14 protein-coding genes are annotated in these 26,213 nt (G+C 72.9%); 4 read left to right on the forward strand and 10 right to left on the reverse strand.

The annotated features are described in order from the left end of the window. Positions 1 to 29: 29 nt before the first annotated feature. Together RV983_RS22500 and RV983_RS22505 are read right to left on the reverse strand one after the other, a co-directional pair. Positions 30 to 1,190, reverse strand: coding sequence for a winged helix-turn-helix domain-containing protein (locus RV983_RS22500; protein ID WP_475987544.1), 1,161 nt, complete (start codon positions 1,188 to 1,190; stop codon positions 30 to 32). 136 nt (positions 1,191 to 1,326) lie between these two features. Next, the gene (locus tag RV983_RS22505; RefSeq protein ID WP_475987545.1) at positions 1,327 to 1,917 is read right to left on the reverse strand and encodes a GNAT family N-acetyltransferase; all 591 of its coding nucleotides are present in this window, start codon (positions 1,915 to 1,917) and stop codon (positions 1,327 to 1,329) included. Positions 1,918 to 2,134: 217 nt separating this feature from the next. On the opposite strand from RV983_RS22505, the gene secA reads away from it, so the two are divergent. After that, positions 2,135 to 4,936, forward strand: coding sequence for a preprotein translocase subunit SecA (gene secA, locus RV983_RS22510; protein WP_475987546.1), 2,802 nt, complete (start codon positions 2,135 to 2,137; stop codon positions 4,934 to 4,936). A gap of 78 nt (positions 4,937 to 5,014) precedes the next feature. On the opposite strand, the gene RV983_RS22515 is transcribed toward secA, so the two are convergent. Next, entirely contained in the window at positions 5,015 to 5,422 is a 408-nt protein-coding gene (locus tag RV983_RS22515) for an Rv3235 family protein (RefSeq protein ID WP_475987547.1), read from the reverse strand. 135 nt (positions 5,423 to 5,557) lie between these two features. Between RV983_RS22515 and RV983_RS22520 the strand changes: the two genes are divergently transcribed. Next, entirely contained in the window at positions 5,558 to 6,064 is a 507-nt protein-coding gene (locus tag RV983_RS22520; protein ID WP_475987548.1) for a DUF6912 family protein, read from the forward strand. A gap of 116 nt (positions 6,065 to 6,180) precedes the next feature. Beyond that, positions 6,181 to 6,834, forward strand: a complete 654-nt coding sequence (locus tag RV983_RS22525; protein WP_475987549.1) for an HAD family hydrolase — start codon at positions 6,181 to 6,183, stop codon at positions 6,832 to 6,834. Between the two features lie 51 nt (positions 6,835 to 6,885). On the opposite strand, the gene RV983_RS22530 is transcribed toward RV983_RS22525, so the two are convergent. Beyond that, entirely contained in the window at positions 6,886 to 7,452 is a 567-nt protein-coding gene (locus RV983_RS22530) for a DJ-1/PfpI family protein (protein ID WP_475987550.1), read from the reverse strand. 250 nt (positions 7,453 to 7,702) lie between these two features. On the opposite strand from RV983_RS22530, the gene RV983_RS22535 reads away from it, so the two are divergent. Continuing rightward, complete coding sequence (locus RV983_RS22535; RefSeq protein ID WP_475987551.1) at positions 7,703 to 12,688, forward strand: NAD-glutamate dehydrogenase; 4,986 nt, start codon at positions 7,703 to 7,705, stop codon at positions 12,686 to 12,688. A 115-nt stretch (positions 12,689 to 12,803) separates the two neighbouring features. Here RV983_RS22535 and RV983_RS22540 read toward each other — a convergent pair whose 3' ends face one another. From RV983_RS22540 to RV983_RS22565, 6 genes are all read right to left on the reverse strand, one after another. Beyond that, positions 12,804 to 14,330, reverse strand: coding sequence for a hypothetical protein (locus RV983_RS22540; RefSeq protein WP_475987552.1), 1,527 nt, complete (start codon positions 14,328 to 14,330; stop codon positions 12,804 to 12,806). Positions 14,331 to 14,452: 122 nt separating this feature from the next. Then, entirely contained in the window at positions 14,453 to 16,741 is a 2,289-nt protein-coding gene (locus RV983_RS22545; RefSeq protein WP_475987553.1) for a bifunctional glycosyltransferase/CDP-glycerol:glycerophosphate glycerophosphotransferase, read from the reverse strand. Positions 16,742 to 16,787: 46 nt separating this feature from the next. After that, entirely contained in the window at positions 16,788 to 20,399 is a 3,612-nt protein-coding gene (locus RV983_RS22550; protein WP_475987554.1) for a CDP-glycerol glycerophosphotransferase family protein, read from the reverse strand. A 130-nt stretch (positions 20,400 to 20,529) separates the two neighbouring features. Then, positions 20,530 to 22,845 (reverse strand): bifunctional glycosyltransferase/CDP-glycerol:glycerophosphate glycerophosphotransferase, encoded by a 2,316-nt coding sequence (locus RV983_RS22555; RefSeq protein WP_475987555.1) that lies wholly within the window; start codon positions 22,843 to 22,845, stop codon positions 20,530 to 20,532. A gap of 117 nt (positions 22,846 to 22,962) precedes the next feature. After that, positions 22,963 to 23,880, reverse strand: a complete 918-nt coding sequence (locus tag RV983_RS22560) for a carbohydrate ABC transporter permease (protein WP_475987556.1) — start codon at positions 23,878 to 23,880, stop codon at positions 22,963 to 22,965. 82 nt (positions 23,881 to 23,962) lie between these two features. Further along, entirely contained in the window at positions 23,963 to 26,149 is a 2,187-nt protein-coding gene (locus RV983_RS22565) for a protein kinase domain-containing protein (RefSeq protein ID WP_475987557.1), read from the reverse strand. Between the last annotated feature and the right edge of the window lie 64 nt (positions 26,150 to 26,213).

Here is a 26,213-nt window from a genome sequence, read left to right on the forward strand (position 1 = left end):
GGGCCGACGGGACGGGCCGCCCCGTGGGGTCACGCCACGGCGGCCCGGAGCGCTGCCGCCAGCGCGGGGTCGTCCAGCCGCTCGACGCGGACGCTGTCGCAGCCGACCCATTCCGCCGCTTCGCGCAGGGCCTGGGCCATGGGCTCCACGGCGCGCGCGGAGTCGAGGGCGACCTGACGGGCGATCAGGGTGCTGCCCTCGCGGGCCGGGTCGGCGCGTCCGACGAGCCGGCCGCCGGCCAGCAGCGGCATCGTGAAGTAGCCGTGGACGCGCTGGGGTTTGGGGACGTACGCCTCCAGGCGGTGCGTGAAGCCGAAGACGCGCTCGGTCCGCGGCCGGTCCCAGATCAGGGAGTCGAAGGGCGACAGCAGGGTCGTCCGGTGGCGCCCGCCGCGTGAGAGCTCCGCCAGGGCGGCGGGGTCGGCCCAGGCGGGCTTGCCCCAGCCCTCGACCTCGACCGGGAGCAGGCCGGTGCCGGCGATGACGGCATCCACCTGCTCGCCCTTGACGCGGTGGTAGTCGGCGAGATCGGCGCGGGTGGCGACGCCCATGGCCGCGCCGGCCTGGGCGACCAGGCGGCGCAGGCACTCGGCGTCGTCGATGTCGTCGTGGAACAGGGCGTCGGGGACGGCGCGTTCGGCCAGGTCGTAGACCCGCTTCCAGCCGCGGCGCCGGGTGCACACCACGTCACCGGTGTCGAGCAGCCACTCCACCGCGATCTTCGTCTCGGACCAGTCCCACCAGGGGCCGCCGTTCTTGGCGCCGCCGAGTTCGGTCGAGGTGAGCGGCCCGTCGGTCTTGAGCCGGTCCAGCACCGCGGCGACGGAGCGCTCGGCGTCCTGGAGCACGTGCCAGCGGTGGCCGCGAGCGCGGCGTGCCCTGCGGCGGAAGGCGAAGTGCGGCCACTCCTCGACAGGCAGGATGCACGCGGCGTGCGACCAGTACTCGAAGGCGTGGTCCTCGGTCCAGTACGCCGTTTCGACCGCGGTCCTGCCGACAGCGCCCAGCCGTGCGTACGGGATGAGTTCGTGCGAGCGCGCGAGGACGGAGATCGTGTCGAGCTGCACCGCCCCGAGCCGCCGCAGTATCCCGCGTACGCCACCGCGGCGGTCCGGGGCGCCGAGGAACCCCTGGGCGCGCAGTGCCATGCGGCGGGCTTCGTCGGCGGAGAGGGACGCGGGCTTGTTCATGCGCCCCAGCGTAGAAGCAGGGTCCGACAGTCCTTCCTGACGGGCTCGCCCCGGCCCTGTTCGGCTCGGCCCGAAGCGCCCCGGCCCCGTTCGGCTCGGCCCGAAGCGCCCCGGCCCCGTTCGGCTCGGCCCTGGGTCACTCGCCCGGGTACGGCAGGTATGCCGCTCCGCCGCCCATTCCGATGTCGGAGGGCAGCAGCGAGCCGGTCCAGGCGTCGCGCCGGGTCCCCCGGTGGGCGATCCGGGCGCGCAGGGTGCCCTCCATCCGGAAACCCACCTTGAGGGCGACCGCGCGGGAGCCGTGGTTGCCGGCCTCGGCGTGCCATTCCAGCCGCTCGACGCCGAGATCGCCGAGTGCCCAGCGGACGACGGCCTCGGCGGCCTCGGCGGTCAGGCCGCGGCCGCGGTGCTCCTTCACGGTCCAGTAGCCGAGTTCGGCCTGGCGCTGCGCGGAATGCAGGTGCTCCAGTCGCACCAGTCCCATGGCTCCCACGAGGCGTCCCCCGTCCCGGTTGACCACCGCGAAGTTGTAGACGAGGTCGTCGCGCCAGCCCTCGGGGCAGATGCGGCCGACGAAGTCCTCGGCGTGCTCACGGGTGTACGGGGACGGTACCGAGGTCCAGCGCGGGATCTCGGGGTCCTGGCAGGCGGTGAGGACGGCCTCCGCGTCGGCCGGCTCGAAGGGACGGAGCAGCAGGTGCGCGGTGGTGAGGGTGATCGGTTCCATGCGGCCTCCATGTGCGGGAGTATCCGGGAACGGGCGCCGGCCACGACCCGATATCGCCGCTGGGGGTGGCGGTTCGCGGGTGAGAACCGCCCGGCTTGCTGACGGACCTCCCGGCCTGCTGGGGTCCTCGCTTACGATGGCCGTTGCAGCGGGGTGTGACCTGCTGTGCCCAGCGCGAGAACCCGTGCCAGGCCCGACCGGCAAGGAGCCAGCCTACGTGTCCGTCCTCAACAAGATCCTGCGTGCAGGCGAAGGCAAGATCCTGCGCAAGCTGCACCGCATCGCGGACCAGGTCAATTCCATTGAAGAGGACTTCGTCAATCTGACGGACGCCGAGCTCAGGGCCCTCACGGACGAGTACAAGCAGCGTTTCGCCGATGGCGAGAGCCTGGACGACCTGCTCCCCGAGGCGTTCGCCACCGTCCGCGAGGCCGCCAAGCGCGTCCTGGGGCAGCGCCACTACGACGTCCAGCTCATGGGCGGCGCCGCCCTGCACCTCGGTTATGTCGCCGAGATGCGCACCGGCGAAGGAAAGACCCTGGTCGGCACGCTGCCGACGTATCTGAACGCGCTGTCCGGCAAGGGCGTGCACCTGATCACCACCAACGACTACCTCGCCGAGCGAGACTCGGAGTGGATGGGCCGGGTGCACCGCTTCCTGGGCCTGGAGGTCGGCTGCATCCTGGCGAACATGAATCCGGGGCAGCGCCGGGAGCAGTACGCCTGCGACATCACGTACGGCACCAACAACGAGTTCGGCTTCGACTACCTGCGCGACAACATGGCGTGGTCGAAGGAAGAACTGGTGCAGCGTGGTCACTTCTTCGCAGTGGTGGACGAAGTGGACTCGATCCTCATCGACGAGGCCCGCACCCCGCTGATCATCTCGGGCCCGGCGGACCAGGCCACCAAGTGGTACTCGGACTTCGCGCGTCTGGTGACCCGGCTGAAGCCGGGCGAGGCCGGCAGCATGGGCAAGCCGGAGACCGGCGACTACGACTTCGACGAGAAGAAGCGCACCGTCGCCATCCACGAGACCGGCGTCTCGAAGGTCGAGGACTGGCTGGGCATCGACAACCTCTACGAGTCGGTGAACACTCCGCTGGTGGGCTACCTGAACAACGCCATCAAGGCCAAGGAGCTCTACAAGAAGGACAAGGACTACGTCGTCATGGACGGCGAAGTCATGATCGTCGACGAGCACACCGGCCGTATCCTCGCGGGCCGCCGCTACAACGAGGGCATGCACCAGGCGATCGAGGCGAAGGAGGGGGTGGAGATCAAGGACGAGAACCAGACGCTCGCCACGATCACCCTCCAGAACTTCTTCCGCCTCTACGAGAAGCTCTCCGGCATGACCGGTACGGCGATGACCGAGGCCGCCGAGTTCCACCAGATCTACAAGCTCGGCGTGGTCCCGATCCCGACGAACCGCCCCGTGAGCCGGCAGGACCGCGCGGACCTGATCTACCGCACCGAGGAGGCGAAGTTCGCGGCGGTCGTCGAGGACATCGTCGAGAAGCACGAGAAGGGCCAGCCGGTCCTGGTCGGCACGACCTCGGTGGAGAAGTCCGAGTACCTCTCGCGGCAGCTGAACAAGCGCGGCGTGCCGCACGAGGTGCTCAACGCCAAGCAGCACGAGCGTGAGGCGTCGATCGTCGCGCAGGCGGGCCGCAAGGGCGCCGTCACGGTCGCCACCAACATGGCCGGCCGCGGTACGGACATCAAGCTCGGCGGCAACCCGGACGACCTCGCCGAGGCGGAGCTGCGCCAGCGCGGCCTGGACCCGGTGGAGCACGTCGAGGAGTGGGCGCACGCCCTGCCGGAGGCGCTGGAGCGCGCCGAGGCGGCGGTCAAGGCCGAGTTCGAGGAGGTCAAGGAGCTCGGCGGTCTCTACGTGCTGGGCACCGAGCGCCACGAGTCGCGGCGTATCGACAACCAGCTGCGCGGCCGCTCCGGCCGTCAGGGCGACCCGGGCGAGTCCCGCTTCTACCTCTCGCTCGGTGACGACCTGATGCGTCTGTTCAAGGCGCAGATGGTGGAGCGCGTCATGGCGATGGCGAACGTGCCCGACGACGTGCCGATCGAGAACAAGATGGTCACCCGTGCCATCGCCTCCGCCCAGTCGCAGGTCGAGCAGCAGAACTTCGAGATCCGCAAGAACGTCCTGAAGTACGACGAGGTGCTCAACCGGCAGCGCGAGGTCATCTACGGCGAGCGCCGCCGCGTTCTGGAGGGCGAGGACCTGCAGGAGCAGGTGCGTCACTTCATGGATGACACGATCGACGACTACATCACGATCGAGACCTCCGAGGGCTTCGCCGAGGACTGGGACCTGGACCGGCTGTGGGGCGCCTTCAAGCAGCTCTACCCGATCACGGTGACGGTGGACGACCTGGAGGACGCCGCCGGCGACCGGGCGGGCATCACCGCCGAGTTCATCGGCGAGATGGTCAAGGACGACATCCACGAGCAGTACGACGGGCGGGAGCAGCAGCTCGGCGAGGAGATCATGCGCGAGCTGGAGCGGCGCGTGGTGCTGTCGGTGCTGGACCGCAAGTGGCGTGAGCACCTGTACGAGATGGACTACCTGCAGGAGGGCATCGGCCTGCGGGCGATGGCGCAGCGCGACCCGCTGGTGGAGTACCAGCGCGAGGGCTACGACATGTTCAAGGCCATGATGGACGGCATCAAGGAGGAGTCCGTCGGCTACCTGTTCAACCTGGAGGTCCAGGTCGAGCAGCAGGTCGAGGAGGTGCAGGTGGACGCCGGTTCCGAGGACATGGTGCCGACGCTGATCAAGCAGGACGCCCGTCCGGAGATCCGCGCCAAGGGCCTGGAGGCCCCGAAGCGGGCGGACCGGCTGCACTTCTCCGCCCCGACCGTGGACGGCGAGGGCGGCGTCGTGCAGGGCGAGTTCGACAACGGCGACGGCGACAGCGACATCCCCGAGTCGGACGGCCTGACCCGGGCGGAGCGCCGCCGCGCGGCCAAGGGCGGCCGGCGCCGCAAGAAGTAGCGGCAGCTGTAGAGGCATCTCCGCGGCGACGCGGGCGGCCGGGGCCGGACTCCTGCGGGAGTCCGGCCCCGGCGGCGTTCAGCGTGCCTCCACGGCGGTGCAGCGCCAGCAGCCGATGCCGCCGCCCGGCCGGGTGCCGTCGCGCTCCAGGCGGAAGGCGAGGGCCCGCACGATGTCCGGGGCGAGGGCGACGGTAGCGGCGACCTCGATGGCCGTGCCGTCCGGGGAGGGTGACACCCGCGGCCTCCCGAGCAGCCGGGGCGCGTGCCCGCGGGCGACGTAGCCCCAGTCGGCGCGGGCGTTCACCAGGTCCCACAGGCGGTCGTACGCTTCCGGGCGCACGCGTCCCGCGAGGCTGGCGACCGGCCGCCGTCCGGTGAGGACGTCCAGCAGCCGCCCGGCGAACCAGACGTGGGGCGGCAGTGCGCTGACGGTGACGTTCTGTGCGCGACCGGTCGCGGTGGGTGACGGTGAGTTGACAGGCATGGGGACCCCCGTGGTCTACCGATTGGTAACCGGGTTGTACGGGAGCCGCCGCCAGGTGGGGAAGCCGGGCGGGGGCGGCGCGGGAGGCGGGCCGGGATTCACCTATCCGGGGTGCGGCGCACGTATGCTGACGCCATGCGCGTCTATATCCCCACGACCCTTCCCGGCCTGGCCGGAGCGCACAAGGCCGGCGAACTGGGCCCCGCCCCGCTGGACGCCTTCGCGGTCACCCCGAGCCTGCGCGAGTGGTACGTCTCCGACGACATCGAGGAACTGGAGTACGCCGCCCTGACCCGGGCCGCCCAGAGCTCGCTGCGGCAGCTGGCGCTCGCCCCGGACGCGCCGCGCCGCCGTGTGGTGCTCGTGGTGGACGTCGCCGACGCGGCCGTCTCCTTCGACCCCGACCGCGCCCTGGACCCCTCCGCCCTCGGCGCGGTCCGGCTGTCCGCGCCCGTGCCGATGGCGCGGGCCGCGGCCGTGCACGCGGACGCCGACGAGGCCGAGGCGGACATCTCCGCGGCCGCCGACGCCTTGGGCGCGGCCGATGCCGGGGACGACGACGCGCGCTTCACGGTCGACGGCGCCGAGGACCACGAACTGCTCTGGTACGCCACCCAGGAGATCCCCACGCTGATCGCGTGACCCTGGCCGCGAACCGTCTGGAGGCGTTCCCCATGGGCACCGATGTCTACGATGCGGCTTCGTATGTGACCGCGGCACTTGCCTTGGGCCGGGAGGGTCTGGGTACGGTTTCGCATGTGAACGCTCATCTGGTGTGGGACTGGAACGGCACGCTGCTCCACGACATCGACGCGGTGATCGAGGCGACCAACGCCTCCTTCGCCGAGATCGGTATTCCGCGGATCACGCTGGAGCGCTACCGCGAGATGTACTGCGTCCCCGTGCCGAGGTTCTACGAGCGGCTGATGGGGCGCCTGCCCACCGAGGGCGAGTGGGAGGTGATGGACGAGATCTTCCATCGCCACTACTGGGCCCTGGCCGGCACCTGCTGCCTCGCGGAGGGCGCCGCGGAGATCCTGGCCCGGCGGCGGTACGAGGGGCTCACCCAGTCGCTGTGCTCGCTGGCCCCGCACGAGCAGCTGATACCGATCCTGCGCACGCACGGCATCGAGAACCACTTCGTGCGCGTGGACGGCCGCACCGAGGGCAGCCACACCGGCAAGTCAGAGCAGATGGCCCGGCACCTGGCGGCGATGGACGGCATAGCGGCGGGTCGGGTCGTGGTCATCGGCGACGCGGTCGACGACGCGGTGGCGGCCCGGCACGTGGGCGCCCTGGCGGTGCTGTACACGGGCGGCTCGCACAGCCGGGCCAGCCTGGAGAAGGCCGGCGTCCCGGTGGTGGACACCCTGCTCGAGGCCGTGGAGACGGCCGAGGCCCTGGTCGCCTGAGGGCCCGGCCGTCCGGGCCGCACCAGGGCGGCCCCCGGTCCGGCGCCCGCCTCAGGTCACCGGCGCCTTGGCCCGCAGCACGGTCAGGAACTCCCGCATCCACGAGGGGTGGTCCGGCCAGGCGCGCGAGGAGACCACCATGCCGTCCACGACGACGGCGGTGTCCTGGAAGCCGGCGCCCGCCGCCTCCATGTCCATCTCCAGCGCCGGGTAGGCGGTGACACGGCGCCCGCTGAGGGCGCCCACGGCGGCCGTGAGCAGCGGCCCGTGGCAGATCTGGGCGACGGGCTTGTCGGCGTCGAAGAAGGCCTTGAGCACCTTGCGCAGCTCGGGGTCGTTGCGCAGGTACTCCGGGGCGCGCCCGCCGGGGATGACGACGGCCGCGTACGCGCCGGGGTCGACGTCCGCGAAGGACAGGTCCGCCTGCCAGGTGTAGCCCGGCTTCTCGGTGTAGGTGTCGAAGCCCTCCTCGAAGTCGTGCACGACGAACCGGAGCTTCTTGCGGCTGGGTGCCGCGATGTGCACTTCGTAGCCCTCTTCGAGGAGCCGCTGGTACGGGTACATGACTTCGAGCGACTCGGCGGCGTCGCCGGTGACGATCAGGATCTTGGTGGCCATGACCGGGTTTCCCGTCCCTTCCCGTGGCGTGAGTGAACGTCTCGCTACGACCTCCGTACGGTCACCTCCTCAACCTGCACCCACGCGGCCGGACTGTCCAGTTCGTCAAAGATTGGTTCGTGGTTTTGTACACAAAGAGCCCCTGACAGCCCCCCCGGCCGTAGCGATAGCCTTACAGCGTGATCAGCGCTGATCCATCGATCACCACGACCTACGTCACGCAACGGCGCGCGACAGGGAGCATGAGGACATGCAGACCAAGCTGGACGAAGCCAAGGCCGAGCTGCTGGAACGGGCGGCCCGCGTGGGCCCCGGACCTTCGGCGGGGGGAACGCCGGCTCCCGGCCAAGCAGGGACGAAGGACAGTCAGGGCCCGGTGAAGGAGGTGCTGGACTCCTTCCTCCAGCACTACTACCTGCACAGCGCCCCCGAGGACCTGGTCCACCGCGACCCGGTGGACGTCTACGGCGCCGCCCTGTCCCACTACCGCCTCGCCGAGGTCCGCCCGCAGGGCACCGCGAACGTCCGCGTGCACACGCCCTCGGTCGAGGAGAACGGGTGGACGTGCAGCCACACGGTCGTCGAGGTGGTCACCGACGACATGCCCTTCCTCGTCGATTCCGTCACCAATGAGCTGTCCCGGCAGGACCGCGCGATCCACGTGGTCGTCCACCCGCAGATGCTGGTGCGCCGCGACCTGACCGGCAACCTGCTGGAGGTGCTGGAGGCCGTCCCCGGTGACGGCGCCGAGTTGCCGCACGACGTGCTGACCGAGTCCTGGATCCACGTCGAGATCGACCGTGAGACCGACCGCGAGGACCTCAAGCAGATCGGCGCCGACCTGCGCCGTGTGCTGTCCGACGTCCGTGAGGCCGTCGAGGACTGGCAGAAGATGCGCGACGGCGCGCTGCGCATCGCCGACGAGCTGGCCGCGGCCCCGCCGTCGCTGCCCGAGCAGGAGGTCGGCGAGGCCTGGGAGCTGCTGCGCTGGCTGTCCGACGACCACTTCACCTTCATCGGCTACCGGGAGTACGCGCTCACCACGGAGAACACCCCCGAGGGCCAGGAGGACGTGCTCACCGCGGTGCCCGGCACCGGGCTCGGCATCCTGCGCTCCGACCCGCACCACCACGACGCCGAGGGCCGCCACAGCGCCCACCCGGTGTCGCCGTCGTTCAACCGGCTGCCCGTCGACGCCCGAAAGAAGGCCCGCGAGCAGCGGCTGCTGATCATCACCAAGGCGAACAGCCGGGCCACCGTGCACCGGCCGTCGTACCTGGACTACATCGGGGTGAAGAAGTTCGACGCCGACGGCAACGTCATCGGCGAGCGCCGCTTCCTCGGCCTGTTCTCCTCGGCCGCGTACACCGAGTCGGTGCGCCGGGTCCCGGTCATCCGCCGCAAGGTCGCCGAGGTGCTGGAGGGCGCCGGCGTCTCGCCGGACAGCCACGACGGCCGCGACCTGCTGCAGATCCTGGAGACGTACCCGCGCGACGAGCTGTTCCAGACGTCGCCGGACGAGCTGCGGGAGACCGTCACCAGCGTGCTGTACCTGCAGGAGCGCCGCAGGCTGCGGCTGTTCCTGCGGCAGGACGAGTACGGGCGCTACCTGTCCGCGCTGGTCTACATGCCCCGCGACCGCTTCACCACGGCGGTCCGGCTGCGGCTGACGGACATCCTCAAGGAGGAGCTCAACGGCGTCACGGTCGACTTCACCGCCTGGAGCACCGAGTCGGTGCTCTCCCGGCTGCACTTCGTGGTCCGGGTCGCCCCCGGCACACGGCTGCCGCAGCTGAGCGACGGCGACGTCGAGCGGATCGAGGGCCGGCTGACCGAGGCCGTGCGCTCCTGGGCCGACGGTTTCGCCGAGGCGCTGAACGCCGAGTGCGGCGAGGAGCGCGCCGCCGAGATGAACCGCCGCTACGCGCACGCCTTCCCCGACGGCTACCGCGCCGACTTCACCCCGCGCGCCGCCGTCGCCGACCTGCAGCACCTGGAGCGGCTCAACGGCGAGGACTTCTGCCTCAGCCTGTACGAGCCGGTCGGTGCGGCCCCCGGCGAGCGCCGCTTCAAGATCTACCGCACCGGTGCGCCGGTCTCGCTGTCCGCTGTGCTGCCGGCGCTGCAGCGCCTGGGCGTCGAGGTCACCGACGAGCGCCCCTACGAGCTGCGCCGCACCTCCCCTTCGTCGCAGGCCGGCGAGGAGGGCGCGGGCCGCGCCTGGATCTACGACTTCGGGCTGCGGATCGACCCCTCGCTCGGCGATCTCGGGGACGACGCCCGCGAGCGCTTCCAGGACGCCTTCACCGCGACCTGGACGGGTCAGGCCGAGAGCGACGGCTTCAACTCGCTGGTGCTGAGCGCCGGTCTGACCTGGCGCCAGGCGATGGTGCTGCGCGCCTACGCCAAGTACCTGCGGCAGGCCGGCACGGCCTTCTCGCAGGACTACATGGAGGACACCCTCCGCAACAACGTCCACACCACCCGGCTGCTGGTCAACCTCTTCCAGGCGCGGCTCTCCCCGGACCACCAGCGGGCCGGCAGCGAGCTGACCGACGCCCTGCTGGAGGAGGTGGACGCCGCTCTGGACCAGGTCGCGAGCCTGGACGAGGACCGCATCCTGCGTTCCTTCCTCACCCTGATCAAGGCGACGCTGCGCACCAACTACTTCCAGCGCGCCGGGGGCGGCAAGCCGCACGCCTACCTGTCGATGAAGTTCGACCCGCAGGCGATCCCGGACCTGCCCGCGCCGCGCCCGGAGTACGAGATCTGGGTGTACTCCCCGCGCGTGGAGGGCGTGCACCTGCGCTTCGGCAAGGTCGCCCGCGGCGGCCTGCGCTGGTCCGACCGGCGCGAGGACTTCCGTACCGAGGTGCTGGGCCTGGTCAAGGCGCAGATGGTGAAGAACACCGTCATCGTGCCGGTCGGCGCCAAGGGCGGCTTCGTCGGCAAGCGGCTGCCCGATCCGGCGGCCGACCGCGACGCGTGGCTGGCCGAGGGCATCGCCTCGTACAAGACCTTCATCTCCGGGCTCCTGGACATCACCGACAACCTGGTGGGCGGCCAGGTCGTGCCGCCGGCCGACGTGGTGCGCCACGACGGCGACGACACCTACCTGGTGGTCGCGGCCGACAAGGGCACGGCGTCGTTCTCCGACATCGCCAACGAGGTCGCGAACTCCTACGGCTTCTGGCTGGGCGACGCCTTCGCCTCCGGCGGCTCGGTCGGCTACGACCACAAGAAGATGGGCATCACCGCCCGCGGCGCGTGGGAGTCCGTCGAACGGCACTTCCGCGAGATGGGCCACGACACCCAGAACGAGGACTTCACCGTCGTCGGCGTCGGTGACATGTCCGGCGACGTCTTCGGCAACGGCATGGTGCTCAGCGAGCACATCCGGCTGGTCGCCGCCTTCGACCACCGGCACATCTTCATCGACCCCACGCCGGACGCGGAGACCTCCTTCGCCGAGCGGCGCCGGATGTTCGAGCTGCCGCGGTCCTCGTGGGCGGACTACGAGGCCAAGCTGATCTCGGCCGGCGGCGGGATCTTCCCGCGCAGCGCGAAGGCGATCACGCTCACCCCGCAGATCCGCAAGGCGCTCGGCATCGAGCAGCCGGCGGCGAAGATGACCCCGGCCGACCTGATGAAGGCGATCCTCAAGGCCCCGGTGGACCTGCTGTGGAACGGCGGCATCGGCACCTACGTCAAGTCGTCCACCGAGACGCACCTGGACGTCGGTGACAAGGCCAACGACGCCATCCGCGTGGACGGCGCCGAGGTGCGCGCCAAGGTCATCGGCGAGGGCGGCAACCTGGGCCTGACCCAGCTCGGCCGCATCGAGTTCGCCCTGGCCGGGGGCCGGATCAACACCGACGCCATCGACAACAGCGCCGGTGTGGACGCCTCCGACCACGAGGTCAACATCAAGATCCTGCTCAACGCGGTCGTCGCCGAGGGCGACATGACGGTCAAGCAGCGCAACACCCTGCTGGCCGAGATGACCGACGAGGTCGGCTCCCTGGTGCTGCGCAACAACTACGCGCAGAACGTGGCGCTGGCCAACAGCATGGCCCAGTCCGCCAGCCTGCTCCACGCTCACCAGCGCTTCATCCGCCGGCTGGTGCGCGACGGCAAGCTCGACCGGGCGCTGGAGTTCCTGCCCGCCGACCGGCAGATCCGCGAGCGGCTGGCCGCGGGCCAGGGGCTCACACATCCGGAGCTGGCCGTCCTGCTGGCCTATACCAAGATCACCGCCGCGGAGGAGCTGCTCGCCACCGGCCTGCCGGACGACCCGTACCTGAGGCGGCTGCTGGACGCGTACTTCCCGAAGGCGCTCGGCGAGCGCTTCTCCTCGCAGATCGACGGTCACGCGCTGCGCCGCGAGATCATCACGACGGTGCTGGTCAACGACACCGTCAACACCGGCGGCAGCACCTTCCTCCACCGCTTCAAGGAGGAGACCGGCGCCACCGCCGAGGAGATCGTCCGGGCGCACACCGCGGCCCGCGCGATCTTCGGGCTGAGCCGGATCTGGGACGACGTCGAGGCGCTTGACAACGTCGTGCCGGCCGATGTCCAGACCCGCGTCCGGCTCCACTCGCGGCGGCTGGTGGAGCGGGCCTCGCGCTGGCTGCTCAACAACCGGCCGCAGCCGCTGCGGATGGCCGAGACCATCGAGTTCTTCCATGACGGGGTCACCCGGGTCTGGGCCGAGCTGCCCAAGCTGCTGCGCGGCGCGGACCTGGAGTGGTACCAGTCGATCCACGACGAACTGACCGGCGCGGGCGTCCCGGAGGAACTGGCCACCAAGGTGGCCGGGTTCTCCTCCGCCTTCCCGGCGCTGGACATCGTGGACGTCGCGGGCCGCAGCGGCAAGGACCCGCTGGCGGTGGCCGAGGTCTACTACGACCTGGCCGACCGCCTGCAGATCACCCAGCTGCTGGACCGGATCATCGAACTGCCGCGCGCCGACCGGTGGCAGTCGATGGCCCGCGCCTCCATCCGCGAGGACCTGTTCGCCGCGCACGCCGCGCTGACGGCGGACGTGCTCTCGGTGGGGAACGGCTCCTCCACCCCGGAGCAGCGGTTCAAGAAGTGGGAGGAGGCCAGGGGCGCCCTGGTCTCCCGCGCCCGCACCACCCTGGACGAGATCCAGGGGTCGGAGGCCTTCGACCTGGCGAACCTGTCGGTGGCGATGAGGACCTTCCGCACGCTGCTGCGTACGCACCGCTGACGATCCCCGCGGCGGGCCGCGGCACAACGGAAGGGGCCGGGGGACTTCCCCCGGCCCCTTCCGTGTCGGCCGGCGTGCCGGCTTCCGCTCCGGGCTCGGTGCGGACGGTGTCCCGTCACCCGATCCGGTACAGCCGCTCCCGCGTCTTCGGGCCGGTGGCGACCAGCGAGGCGTCCGGCGGGACGGGGGCCGTGGGCGCCGTCATGATCCAGCGGACGTGGTAGCGGCGGGCGATGGCCTGCCGCAGGTCCGGGGCGGTCGTCGGGGCCAGGAAGGTGCGGACGTCGGCCGCGCGGCGCTTCCGCTCCGCCGCGGTGGTCGAGGGGTCGGGCCAGGTGGGCGCGACCAGGAACGCGCCGTAGGCAGGCATGACGTGGGAGGGTCCGTAGGCGTCGGTCAGTACGACGTCTTCGGCCGCCACGTGCCGCTGCGCCCACTGGTAGCTCGGCCAGTGGTTCAGCCGTTGCAGGTGCACCGCCGGCGGCACGAAGCGGGTCGGCACGATCGCGCCCGCCTGCGCCACCAGGCCCACACAGGCCGCCACGGCGGCGAGGGGCGCCAGCACCGTGCGCAGCAGCGTCCACGGCGGGGCCTCGGCGAGTTCGACCGCCAGCGCGAACTGCAGCGGCACCAGCAGCAGTCCGAAGATCCGCCCGTAGGAGTACTCGCCGCTGAACCAGCCGTACGCGGCCACCGCGCAGTCCCCGGCGAACATCAGCACCAGCGGGTCCAGCGGGTTCAGCCGCAGCCGGTACAGCAGCGCCGGCAGACCGGCCAGGGCGAGCCCGTACCACTGCCACAGGTCGCCGTAGAGCTGCCGGTGGATCCCGTCGACGGTCGGGTCGCCCAGCAGCGCGGAGAGGCTGAAGTACGGCCACCAGCCGGCGACCGCGAAGGCGACGGCGGCGGTCAGCGCCCAGCGGCCCAGGATCCCGGCGACGATCGGGGTCTGCTGGAGGCCGAGCACCAGGGCGGCGACGCCGATGACGGCGCCCATCGCCGTGAACGGGTGGACGAGCAGGATGACGCCCAGCAGCAGGCCGAGCCCGGTGTGCAGCCACGGCCCGCCGACGCCCCGCCGCGCGGTGATCGCGGTGATCGCCCACGCCCAGAACGTCAGGCCGATCGCGAACGCGCTCGGGTAGGTCAGCCCGCGGGTCAGCGACTGCAGTCCGAGGAAGCCGCTCCACTCCTTGTGCTCCGGTCCCCACAGCAGCACGAACGCCGCCAGGGCCAGCACCGGCGCCCAGCGGCGCGTGCTGAGGGTGCGGGTGAAGGCGCCGATGCCGCTGACGACCAGGGCGAGGTTGAGCGGGCCGCAGGCTTTCAGCAACTGCCAGCCCGGCACCCCGGTGAGCTTGCTCAGCAGCCCCAGCAGCACCGTGTACGGGGTGAAGTAGGGGCTGCCGGCGCCGGGCATGTCGAGCAGCGGGTTGGACGGGTGCCGCCAGTCCGCCGCGATCCGCTCGATCGCGGCGGCGTGCTGCCCGAAGTCGGCGGCGGGCACGGCGTCCCAGGTCCGCAGGGCCACCACCAGCCAGAACAGGGTGCCCAGAATCAGGTACGGCGAGGGGCGCCGCACCCGGCGCAGCTCGTAGGTCTGGATGCGCCAGTCCCGCTGGGTCGTCAGAACGCCGGTCACGCAGCCCTCCCGGCCGTCGTCAGCTCGTCTCCACGATGTTCGATCGTGGAGCGCGGTGCTGCATCCCCTGTGGGTCCGTACGGGGACGTGTCCCTGCCCGGCCACCCGTTCGTGGGAGGAGGCTACGGCCGACTGGCGGCTTCCTCGGGCACGCCGGTCCGAGGGGCCGTCGGCCGGGGCACGGAGCGCAGCCGGACGGGGGCCGGGGCAGGGGTGCGGGCGTCGAGCGGCACCACGGGCAGCGGCGTCTCGTCGCCGAGGAGGATCCGGCGGACGACGCGTTCGGCGGCCCGCCCGTCGTCGAAGGCGCAGAAGCGGCGGCGGAAGGCCGCCCGCAGCGCGCGGGCCCGCCCGTCGTCGAAGGCGCCCTCGCGGAAGACCCGGACCAGTTCGTCGTCGCTGGTGGAGACCGCGCCCGGGGTATCGCCGGGCGCACCCGACAGCAGGTCGAAGTAGACGCCGCGGGAGGCCTGGTAGACCGGCCAGTCGTCGGCGTGGACGACGATGGGGCGGTCCAGCAGCGCGTAGTCGAACATGATCGACGAGTAGTCGGTGACCAGGGCGTCCGCCGCCAGGCACAGCTGCTCCACGGACGGGTGACGGGACACGTCGATCAGCAGGCCCTCCTCGTGCAGGGCCTTGAGCGCCGGGTCCTCGCCGTGGAAGTAGTGGATGCGGGGCATCACGACGAAGTCCTCGCCCAGCGCGCGGCACACCCGGGCGAGGTCCAGCCGGGGCGCCCAGTCCTTGCGGTAGTCGCGGGTGGTGGGCGCGTACAGGATCGCGGTGCGGCCGTCGGCGAGACCGAGAGCGGCGCGGGCTGCCGCGACCTCGGCGGCGCCGGCGGTCAGGAAGACGTCGTTGCGCGGGTAGCCGGTCTCCAGGTGCTCCCAGGAGGCGGGGTAGACCCGCTCCCACACCTCGCTGGAGTGCGGGTTGGAGGAGACACTGAAGTCCCAGCGGTCCACCCGGGCCAGCAGCTTGCGGAAACTCATGCCCCGGGCGGAGGCGGGGTAGCGCTGCTGGTCGATGCCCATCTTCTTCAGCGGGGTGCCGTGATGGGTCTGCAGATGGACGCTGCCCGGCCGCTTCACCACCTCGTTGGGGAAGTTGACGTTGCTGAACAGGTACGTGGCGCGGGCCATCAGCCGCCAGTAGCGGCGGGTGTGCGGCACCACGGCGTCCACGCCGGCGGGGACCCGGTCCAGGTCGGCCTTGCGGACCACCCACACGCCCCGGACGCCGGGGGCGAGCTCCCTGGCCTTCCAGTAGATCGCGGCCGGGTTGCAGAGCACCCCGCGGTCCCAGTACGCCGAGTACACCGCCAGCCGCGGGTCGAGCGGGCGGCGCAGGTGGTACGCGTACAGGGCGGCCTTGGCGCGCTGTGCGAGCCGGCGCCGCAGCCCGCGCCTGCGGCGGACGAGGCCTCCCCCGACCCGGCCGGGCAGTGCGGCCAGCCGCATCAGGGAGTGGCTGCCGCGGGCCAGGCGGCGGTAGGCGACGGCCTTCTCCGGCGGGGCCCGGAAGCCCTCGGGCAGGTGGCTGCCGTACCAGATCCGCGCCAGCCGGAAGAACTCGCGGCGCAGCCGCGCCGGGATGCGGTCGGGGTTGCCCAGGCAGAACAGGAAGTGGCTGACGGCCCGTTCGAAGAGCACCGGCCGCAGCGGTGCCAGGTGCTCCCGGCCCTCGCCGTCGAGGAACTCGAACAGCCGCGTGTACTGGTCGAAGATGACGAAGTGGTTCCGCCCCGGGCTGCGGGTGCTCGCCCCGCTGCGGCGCTGCCGGTACTCCAGCACCACATGGTCCAGGCAGGAGATGCGCTCCGCGGTGAGCATCGTCTTGTACGAGACCAGAGCGTCCTCGTAGATGCCGTCGCTGAAGGCGAAGCCGTGCCCGCGGTAGAAGTCCCGGCGGTAGACCCGGTTGGAGGTGATGGCGAACAGCCGCAGGAATTCGGGGCGTTCGGTGACCCTGAAGACGTCGGTGCCGGCCGAGGCCAGCAGGTCGCGGGAACGGCTCTTCTCGGCCGTGTCCCACCAGTAGGTGCGCACATGGTCGAAGTAGAGGATGTCCGGGTCGCCGTCCAGGCGCAGCCGTTGCCCGACCACCGCCAGCGAGCCCGGGGCCAGGGTGTCGTCGCCGTCGAGGAAGAGCAGGTAGTCCCCGGTGGCCCGCTCGGCGCCGGTGTTGCGGGCCTGCCCGACGCCCAGGTTGCGCTCGTGGTGCACCGCGACGACCCGCGGGTCGCGGGCCGCGTACTCGTCGGCGATGCGGCCGCAGTGGTCCGGGGACCGGTCGTCGACCACGATCACCTCGAGGTCGGTGACGGGCTGCGACAGGACCGAGTCCAGGCAGGCGCGCAGGTAGCCCTGGACCTTGTGGACGGGGACGATGACGGTGAAGCGGGGCATGGGGATCCTGGGTTCTGTCGGAATCGGTGAACTGCTGCGGTTCGGCTCAGCGGCGTGCGGTGCCCGGCAGGCCGAGGAGGCGGTCGGTGGCGCGGGCGGCGGCCCCGCCGTCGTCCAGGTGGCAGAAGGTCGCGCGGAAGTGGGCGTACGCGTCGGCGCTGTGCCGCGTCACGGTGTCCAGGTCGCGCAGCGCGCCGGCGACGTCGGCGGTGGAGTGCAGCAGCGGGCCGGGCGCCTGGGCCTCGAAGTCGGGGTAGAAGCCGCGCAGCGTGTCGCGGACGTGCTCCAGGTCCGGGACGAGGAAGAGCATCGGGCGGCCGGTGTTGGCGAAGTCCGCGGCGAGCGAGGCGTAGTCGGTGACCAGCACGTCGGCGAGCAGCAGCAGTTCGGCGGCGTCGGGGTGGGAGGACACGTCGCGGACGAAGCCGGAACGGCCGGGCCGCAGCCGGTCGGCGACCATCGGGTGCGAGCGGTACAGCAGCACGTGGTCCCGGCCGAGTGCGGCCTGCGCCTCCGCCAGGTCCAGGTGGGGCGAGCGGCGGTAGTGGCCGGCGTCGTACGCCCGGTCGTCGCGCCGTGTCGGGGCGTACAGCACGACGGTGCGGCCCCGCGGGACGCCCAGCCGGTCCCGCAGCGCGGCGGCGATCTTGTCGCGGTCGTCGGCGAACAGTACGTCGGTGCGCGGCAGTCCGGTCTCGGCGACCTCGCCGTCGAAGGCGAGCGCCGTGCGCAGCGCGCCCGTGCTGGACGCGTTCGGCGACAGCAGGACGCTCCACTGGCGGCCCGGGTCGCGCGGCGGACGCGGCAGGTAGGGCAGGTGGGGGACGCCCGCGCACAGGGTGCCGGCCAGGTCGCGGCCGGTGCGCTTGACCGGTGTGCCGTGCCAGGTCTGGAGCACCCACTGGTCGGGGCGGCGGACGAACCACTGCGGCAGATGCGTGTTGGTGACCACGTAGCGGCTGCGGGCCAGCGCCTCGTACCAGGCCGCGCTGTGCAGGACCACCGGCCGCGCGGTCCCGGGCGGTACGGCCTGGCCGTCCCGCACCACCCACAGGTGCTCCAGGCCGTCGGCCTCGCGGCGGCGCAGCAGTTCCTCGTGGACGGCGCGCGGGGAGTCGCCGCAGTCGCGTCCGCCGAAGGAGCTGTACAGCACGGTCTCGCGGCGCGGCAGGCCCCGGGTGCGCGGGTAGTGCGTCTCGCGCAGCACGCGCTGCCGGTACGGGCCGCGCTGCGGCTCCGGCACGGTCGGCCCGGCCTCCACGAACAGCCGGTCGTGCAGGCGCCGGTCCACGGTGAACGCCTTGCCGCCGGAGCCCGCCGCCATCGGCAGCGCGTCGAACGCGCCGGGGGCCACCCGCACGGGCGCGTCGTGCCCGCCGGCACGCAGCCACAGGTCCCAGCGGCCCTCGGCCAGCGGCACGGTCCCGGCGAGGGTCTCGATGCGGCCCGGGCGCACGGTCACGGTGAAGCGGCGCCCCTCGCGGTGCCGCGCCCGGTCCTTCGGGTCCAGGGGCGCGGCGGTGCCGTCCAGGTGCACGGGGAAGGCGTGCTCGGCGCTGAACGTGCCGTGCCGCAGGACCAGCTCGGTCCGGCCGGGGGCGGTGTCCGGCGCCAGCCGCCCGGTGAGCACGAGGGCGCCCTCGGCGGTCCAGCCGACGGCGTCCACGACCGGCTGGGGCGTGCGGTCGCGCAGCACCAGCCGGCCCGTGGTGTCGGCCTCGACCAGCAGCGTGCGGCGGACGCCGCCGAACCGGGCGTCCGTGCCGAGCGGGTAGTGGCCGGCCGGCAGATCCCCGTCGAGATGGACCGGTTCGGTACGGCCCGGCCGCATCAGGACGGCCTCCCATGTCTCGGTGGTCTCCGGGGCGATCTGCCGGGGGCCGGGTTCCAGCGCGGGCCGGGCGTCCCCGAGGTCGGCGAGGCGCACGCGGACCCGGCGGACGTCGTGGTCCGCGTCCTGAAGCGGATACGTGAGGACCGCCCGCGTCGAGGCGAGCGTCAGGCGCAGCGCGGTGGCGTCCGGCGCGCCGGTGACGTCCAGTTCCACCGTCCCGTCGGAGGCCGCCCGGTGGTCCACCACCGTCCGGGTCACCGGGTCCACCGACAGGTGCAGTCGCCCGGCCCGGTGGTACGGCACCACCCGGGTCCCGTCGCCCGCGGGGTAGGACTGCGGGGAGGCACCCGAACCGGAGTCCGCGGCGCGCAGCCCCGCCGTGCGGATGACGCCTCTCGCCGCGACCACCACCGCGATCCGCCACCGGCCGGGCCGCAGCCGCGCCGGGTCGACGGTGATCTCGAAGCCCGACCAGTCGTAGCAGTGTTCCTCCTGGCGGGAGTTGACGGTCGCGGCCGGTTCCTGGTGGATGCGCACCGGCAGCAGCAGGGCCTTGACCCGGTGCCGCCGCCCGTTGAGAGCCACGGCGGTGATGTGGGCGTCGCCGGGCCGCCCCGCGTCGATGTGGTGCAGGTAGGCGTGACCGCGCAGCACCAGCCGGCCGTTCTCCCGGGCCACCTCGGCGACCTCGGCGTGCACGGACAGGTCCGCGCGACGCAGCCGCACCACGGAGGGGGGCAGCGCCATCGGGGTGCCGTCCGCGGCGGCGACCACCGCGCGCTTGCGCAGCGGCGGGCCGGCGACGGAGAAGCCGGCGGGGTTGGCCCGCTGGTGGTCCAGGAACGCGACGAGGTCGTCGAGCCGGTCCTTGACGACCAGGTGCCAGATGATCCGCTGGTCGACGGGGAGTTCGGGGAAGACACCGGGGTCGGTGCGGGCGAGGAAGTCCCGGCAGCGCGCCATGAACACCCGCCGGTACTCCGGTCCTGCCGTCGGCAGCGCCTCGACGAGGTCCTGCAGGTCGTCGGTGAGCACCGTGCGGTCGTAGGCGCGCTTGTACGCGCCCCAGGCGGGGCGTGCCGGGTCGCCGAGGAAGCGGCTGACCGAGTCGACGGCGCAGATGCGGTCCTCGACACCGCGCACGCCCCGCGCGCCGGTGCGGCGCCGGGTCAGCGAATCGGCGTCGGCCCGCCGGTAGCAGACGTGGTCGCGCAGGACGTCCACGGCCTCGGCGAGGAAGTGCGCGGGGAGGGTGAGCGGGGCTTCCTCGTACGACACGCCCTCGGGGAAGGCGAGGTGGTGACGTTCCCAGAAGTCGCGGCGGAAGACCTTGTTCCAGGCGGCGCGGTCGGAGAGCAGGCCCGGGTCCCGGGTGATGTGGGTGCGCGGCACGTTCCGGGTCAGGTCGCGCCGCGGCCAGGCCTCGGTACGGCCGTCCTCCGTGAGCCGCCAGGCGTTGCCGGTGGCGAAGTCCGAGCCGGAGGCGTCCAGCATCCCCACCAGCGTCTCGTACGCGCGCGGCGGCAGGACGTCGTCCCCGTCGAGGAAGGCGAGGTAGGAGGTGCCGGGATCGGCGTGCCGGACGCCGGTGTTGCGGGCGTGGCCCAGGCCCGCGGCGTCCTGGCGGACCAGCCGGAAGCGGGGGTCGCGGCCGGCGAAGGAGCGGGCGATGTCGGCGCCCGCGTCCGTGGAGCCGTCGTCCACGATCACCACGTCGAGCGCGCCGAGGGTCTGCGCGGCCACCGAGCGCAGGCACTCCGCCACGTGCGCCTCGACGTTGTGGACCGGGACGACGACGGTGAGGCGGGGCGTGCGCGAGGCCATCGGCTGACGTGACCCTCTCCGGGTACGGGCGGCGTGCGGGGACGAGGGGTTCAACTCGCCCCGGCCGCGTCGGTCACCTCCACTGGGCCGAACGGGTGAACCGCCGGGCACTTTCGGCCGCCGGAGGCCGTCAGCCGTCAGCCGCCGGGTGCCGGGTGCCGGGTGCCGGATCGCGGGTCTGGTCGTACACCCCGCCGGACTCCTGCGCGCGGGACCGCTCGTGGGCCTGGACCCGGGCCTGCTCCGGGGCGGGGGCCGGCCGGCGGGCCTCCGGCGGCAGGACCGGGGGCAGGCCGCCCGGCTCGCCCAGGAAGACCCGGCGCACGACCCGCTCGGCCGCGTGCCCGTCGTCCCACGGGCAGTAGCGCGCCCGGAAGGCCGCCCGCAGCCGGGTGGACTCCGGGCCGCGCCAGGCGCCGGTGCGGAGGATGTCGAGGAGTTCGTCAGCGGAGCCGGCGACCGGCCCCGGCGGCTCGGCGGTGATGTCGAGGTAGGCGCCGCGCGCGATGCGGTGGGCCGTCCCGTCCTCGGCGTGCACCACGACCGGCCGGTCCAGGACGGCGTAGTCGAACATCAGGGGCGCGTAGTCGGTGATCAGCCCGTCGGAGGCCAGGCACAGCTCCTGCACGCTCCGGTGCGCGGAGACGTCGAGCACGTTGCCGGGCAGGTCCTCGGGGAGGCCGGTCGCGCACCCGCGCTCCAGGTGCTCACGCGGCGCCCGGTACAGGATCACGAATCCGGGGCCGAGTTCCCGGCCCAGGCGGGCGGGGTCGGCGGGCGGGCGCAAGCCGTGCCGTTGGCCGCGGTGGGCCGGGGCGTACAGCAGGGCGGTGACGCCCTCGGGCAGTCCGAGGGCGGCGCGCAGACGCAGCACGTCGTCCGCGGAGGCCCGGAACAGCACGTCGTTGCGGGGCTGGCCGTACTCCAGGGTGACGTAGCCGGCCGGGTAGGCGCGCTCCCAGACGACGGAGGAGTGCGGGTTGGCGGACAGGCAGTGGTCCCAGCGGTCGGTGTGGGCGAGCATGCGGGCGAAGTCCCGGCCGGCCGAGGCGGCGGGATCGCCCTGCACGTCCAGGCCCATGTGGCCGAGCGGTGTGCCCTGGTGGGTGTGCAGGTTCACCTGGCCGGGGCGCTTGGCGTACGCGTGGGGGAAGTTGACGTTGTTGACCAGGTACGTGGCGCGGGCCAGCGCCGTCCAGTACGCGGGCGAGTCCGGCTGGAGCCGGCGCACCCCGGGCGGCAGCGTGCCGGCGTGCTCGGGCGTGGTGATCCAGGCCGTGCGCAGGTGCGGGGCGAGGCCGCGGACGGCGGTCTCCACGGCGGCGGGGTTGCAGGCGTAGCCGCCGTACCGGTCGGCGGCGAATACCGCCAACTGCGGGTCCAGGGACCGGTGCCGCTGGAGGCGGTAGTGCGTCCGCAGGGCGGCCGCGCGCCCCGCGAGGCGGGCGCCTCCCGCCAGCGCGCGCAGCCGCCGCCGCAGCGTGCCGGCGGCCCGTACGGCGTCGAAGACATGGCGGGCGCCGAGCCGCACCAGCAGCCGCCGGGGCCCGCCGCCGCCCCGGCCCGGCTCCTGCGGCCGCAGCCGGCGCAGGGCGAGGCCGCAGCGCTTGAAGTACGCGGCGCGCGACGAACGGGGCAGCCGGCCGGGGCTGTTGTAGATCAGCAGCAGGTGGTCGGCCATCCGCCGGAAGAGCGCGGGCCGCCACGGATCATGCACGGGATGGCGGTCGAGGAAGTCGAAGAGCCGCTCGTACTGGTCGAAGACGTCGAAGTGGCGGGTGCTGGTGGTGCACAGGATGCTGCCCCGGCGGCGCTGCCGGTAGTGCACGCAGACCCGGTCCAGCACCGCGACGCTCTCGGCGCCGAGCAGCGCCGGGTACGTCCAGGGCACGTCCTCGTACCAGCCGGGCGGGAAGGACAGGCCGCGGCGCTGGACGAACTCCCGCCGGTAGGCCTTGTTCCAGGCCACCGGCAGCAGCCGCAGCAGTTCGGGGCGGTCGGCGAGGGGGCCGGGCGGCGGTCCTTCGTGGGACAGCAGCCGGCCGCGCCCGTCGCCGGCGACGCGGCCGTCCCAGTAGGCGCGGGCGTGGCCGAAGACCAGCACGTCGGGTCCGGCCGTCTCGGCCAGCCGGTCGGCGACGGCCCGCAGCGCGCCGGGGGCGAGGGTGTCGTCGCCGTCGAGGAAGAGCAGGTACTCGCCGGTGGCGTGGGCGATGCCGGCGTTGCGGGCCCGCCCGAGGCCGGTGTTCTCGGCCAGGTGCACGGCGGTGACCCGGCGGTCGCGGGCCGCGAAGGAGTCGATGATCGCGCCGCAGCCGTCGGGGGAGCGGTCGTCGACGGCGATCAGCTCGAGGTCGGTGAAGCTCTGCCCGAGGACGGACTCCAGGCACTCGTGCAGATAGGCCTGCACCTTGTGGACGGGCACGATGACGCTGAACCGGGGCAAGGCAGCACATCCGTAGGATCGACGTACGCGGCTTATGCCCGTTATATCCCGATGGGCGTGCCGCGTCCGGCGACCGTTCCGGCCACGGAGTGTTGCCGGGGCCCCGGCCCCGCGTGCCTACTTCACGGCGCCCGCCATGACGCCGGAGACGAACTGCCGCTGGAAGGCGAAGAAGACGACCAGCGGGACCACCATCGACACGAAGGCGCCCGGCGCCAGGATGTCGATGTTGTTGCCGAACTGCCTGACCTGCTGCTGCAGCGCGACGGTGATGGGCTGCGAGTCGGCGTTGGAGAAGATCAGCGCCACCAGCATGTCGTTCCAGACCCACAGGAACTGGAAGATGCCGAGCGAGGCGATCGCGGGACCGCCCAGCGGCATGATCACCCGCGCGAACAGCCGCAGCTCGCCCGCCCCGTCCAGCCGCGCGGCCTCCAGCAGCTCCCGCGGGATCTCCGCGAAGAAGTTGCGCAGCAGGAAGATCGCGAGGGGCAGGCCGAAGCCGGTGTGGAACAGGACGACGCCGATGATGTCGCCGAACATCCCGATGTCCCCGAACAGCCTGGCCACCGGGACCAGTGCGATCTGCACCGGCACCACCAGCAGCCCCACGACCAGCAGGAACAGCCAGTCCCTGCCCGGGAACTCCATCCAGGCGAAGGCGTAGCCCGCCAGCGACCCGATGACCACCACGAGCAGCGTGGCCGGCACCGTGATCAGCGCGGTGTTGAGCAGCGAGGAGGTGACGGCGTCGTTGCCCAGCAGCTCCCGGTAGTTGGCGGCGGTCAGCTGCGAGGGCGCGGTGAACACCTTCCACCAGCCCGAGGCGGCGATGTCCACCGGCCCGCGGAACGAGGAGAGCAGCAGGCCCACGGTCGGCATCAGCCAGAACAGCGCGACCAGCACGAGGAACACGCGCAGCACGCCGCCGCCGGCCCGCCCCGCGAGGCGCCATCCGCTCAGCGCGGACCCGCGCCGCGATGGCAGCCGCCAGTAGGCCGAGGCAGCTGCGCCGGGCGTCCCGTCCCGCGTCATCCGCTGTTCCGCGTTCAGTGTTACGCCCGGTCTGATAACCGCCGCAATACCGCCCACGCGTACGGCCGTTCGATCGTGACCTTCATGTGACCGGCGAACCGGTCGAACGGGCGAGGGTGCCGTCGGCACGGCGGACGTAGAGGGTGAGGGCTTTCGCGGACCCGGTGAGCGCGGCGCCGGAGTGGCTCGTGGTGCTCACCGGGACGGGCGCCCAGCCGGAGCCCGCGCCCACGGCGGCGGTCAGCCTGCCGCCGTCCGACGGGGCCAGGACGTACAGCCGGCCCCCGGACACGGCGGCCTCCGGGCGGCCGGTCGCGTCCAGTCCCATGACCGGTTCCGAGGGCCGCCAGGCGCCGTTGACATACGGCAGGCGCAGCACGGCCCCGTCCGCCTTGCGCACGACGAAGGCGTCCAGGGTGCCGGAGGCGCGCGAGACCAGACCGGGCGCGGAGGTGATGCGGCCGGCGGTGGGCACCAGCGCCCAGGCGTTCCAGCGGCCGTCGACCCAGGAGGAGGTGACCAGGTCGCCGCTGGAGCGGGCGACCAGATCGATCCTGCCGGGGGCGGAGGACGCGGCGGCCGGGGTGGTGTCGAAGGTGGCGGGCTGGTCGACCTGGTACCAGCCGCCCCAGGCGCCGTCGGTGAGGGTGCGCCGGTAGACCTTGTGGTCGGTGCCGAGCGCGAACACGTCGAGCTGCCCGGCGCGCGAGGAGACGGCGGAGGGGTCGTCGGCGACGCTTATCCCGGTGAGCCGGTGCCAGCCGCCGTCCACCAGGTACCACAGGTTCCGGTCGGTGCCCCGGGTGAAGACGTACGTCGCCCCGGCGGCAGCGACCGCCCGCGGCCGGCCGGTGGTCTCGACGCCGGCGACCGGGAGCGGCGGCAGCGACTTCAGCCCCGACCAGTGCAGTGACGCCTCCCCGGTCCCGTCCGCGGCATCGGCGGCGTCGGCCGGGGACCTGACGGCGCCCTGCGGGGAGGCCGCGGCGCCCGTGGGCGCGGTGGGGGTGGGCGCGTGCGTCGTGGAGTCGCCCGGTTCGCGGTCCTCGCGGCTGGTGGAGCCGCCGTCGTCGGAGCCGGAGGCGGCGATGGCCCAGCCGCCGAGCCCCGCGGCCACCAGGGCCGCCGCCGCGGCGGCCCCGAGCTTGGCCCGGCGGCGCTGCGGCGATTCCGCGACGGCCCGGTGCCGGTGGCGGGGCCGGGTGCCGCGGGGGTCGTCGTCCGCGGTGCGGCCGGCGGCGAGCTCCTCGGCGGTCGGCAGCTTGATGCTGGTGTGCGTGTCCCGGGTGGAGTCCGGTGCGGCGCCCCTGACCAGCGGGACCGCGCCGCGCCGGCGGCCGGCCGGCGGGTCGTACGGCTCGCCGGTGCCCGACCGTTCCGTGCCGAAGCCGCCCGCGTCCTCGTGGTGGTGGTCGCCGGGCGCGTCCACCTCCAGCGGCGGCAGCCCGGCCAGGTCCGGCAGCAACTCCCGCAGCCGTGCGCCCACTTCCGCTGCCGTCAGCCGCGAGGCCGGCGCCTTGGCCAGGCACTGGGAGAGCAACTGCCACAGCTCGTCGGGGAGATCGGGCAGCGGCGCCACCGACTCGGTGACATGGCGGCGCAGCACGGCGCCGGGGTGACCGCCGCCGAACGGGGTGAAGCCGGCCAGCAGTTCGTACAGGACGGTGGCGAGCGCGTAGATGTCGACGGAGGCCCGCGGCGGCAGGCCCTCGATGATCTCCGGGGCCAGGTAGTCCGGGGTGCCGATGATGCGGGTGGCGCGGGTGCGGCGCGGGGAGTCCACCAGCCGGGCGATGCCGAAGTCGGTCAGCAGGGCCGGGGGCGCCCCGCCCGGTCCGGGCGGCGCGGCGGAGTCCAGTAGGACGTTCTCCGGCTTCACGTCGCGGTGGACGACGCCCGCCGCGTGCGCGGCCGCCAGGCCGTCGGCGACGTCGGCGGTGACGGAGACGGCGGCCTCGGGGGCGAGCCTGCGCTCCCGCTCCAGGCGGGAGCGCAGGTCGGTGCCGCGTACGAGGTCCATGACGAGCGCCAGGTCGGAGCCGTCGACCACCAGGTCACGGATTCCGACGATGTGCGGGTGGTGCAGTGCCAGCAGTGCGGTGCGCTCCTGGACGAAGCGGCCGACGAGGTCCTGGTCGGAGGCGAGGTCCTCGCGCAGCAGCTTGATGGCGACCGGGCCCTCGGGGCCCTCGCCCAGCCACACCGTGCCGGCGGACCCGCGCCCCAGCACCTGGTGCGCGGTGTACCGGCTGCCGATCTTCCGTCCCAAGGCTGCTCCGACTCCTCCGACGTGCCGTCGTGTTGGCGACAAAGCTACGCGGATGCGAGCCGGT

Source organism: Streptomyces sp. RLA123 (assembly GCF_056270165.1).